This is a genomic window from Bacteroides sp. CAG:633, assembly GCF_000435115.1.
Lineage (GTDB): Bacteria > Bacteroidota > Bacteroidia > Bacteroidales > Bacteroidaceae > Bacteroides > Bacteroides ndongoniae.
The window spans coordinates 14,993-15,876 of sequence record NZ_FR882959.1 but is presented as its reverse complement, the minus strand read 5'-3'; the positions used below and the strand labels follow the sequence as shown (position 1 = coordinate 15,876).

At 49.3% G+C, this 884-nt stretch carries 2 protein-coding genes; both read right to left on the bottom strand.

From position 1 onward, the window contains the following. Nucleotides 1-4: 4 nt before the first annotated feature. Nucleotides 5-439, bottom strand: a complete 435-nt coding sequence (locus tag QVP67_RS00940; RefSeq protein WP_022161688.1) for a hypothetical protein — start codon at nucleotides 437-439, stop codon at nucleotides 5-7. After that, a partial coding sequence (locus tag QVP67_RS00935; protein WP_288179761.1) for a hypothetical protein occupies nucleotides 432-884 on the bottom strand: 453 nt, incomplete at its 5' end. The genes QVP67_RS00935 and QVP67_RS00940, both read right to left, overlap by 8 nt.

Sequence of the window (884 nt, the reverse complement as noted above, 5' to 3'; positions counted from 1 at the left end):
GGGGCTATTTGATGCTTTTCAACACCTTTTCCAACTTTTCATCGCCTGCATCCGGGAAATATTGATGCAGGAGACGTTTCTGACGTTTATATATACCGGAGCGGTCTTTTTCCAACAGAATGGCGATGTCCTGTGTGGACAAGCCCAACAAGTGGAGCCCACAAAAACGAAGGTCCTTTTCGGAAAGTGAAACTTGTTTTTCCAGACGGGTGATGAAGCCATCCGTAAAACGGTTAATCAGGTTAAGCAGTTCATTCTGATCTTCTACCGTGAAATGTTCTTCATAGTCGTTGTAGGATTGGTGATAAGAAAGAATACGGGTCACCTTGGCATATAGTTCCGTTTCGCGAAGATGACTGACCAAGTCGTCAAAATCGATCAGGGAGTGCGTCTCTTTCGGCTCATTGAAAGGCAGTAAGAGGACTTCCGGCTCAACCACTGACGGTTCTGCGGACAACAGCGCCCGATGTTCTTGTCACCTTGGCATATAGTTCCGTTTCGCGAAGATGACTGATCAAGTCGTCAAAATCGATCAGAGGGTGCACCTCTTTCGGTTCATTGAAAGGCAGTAAGAGGATTCCCGGCTCAACCACTGACGGGGCTGCTGACAACAGCACCCGATGTTCCCTCCACCAGAACTTCATCAGTGCATCCATCTGCCCGCGAAGACGTTTCCGCTCTCTGGCTCGTCGCCCCAACAACAGCACAATGCAAACGGCCAATGCACCAATTGCCGCCAGACAAATCAGAATCAGCCGCTTCATTTGCGACTGTTCCTGCCGATGTGCCTGCGACTGTTCTGTCAAACGGATTTCGGTTACCTGCGACTGTTCTGTCAGTTCGTTCTCGGTCTGCTGATACTTCTTCTGATAGGCCAACGCCTT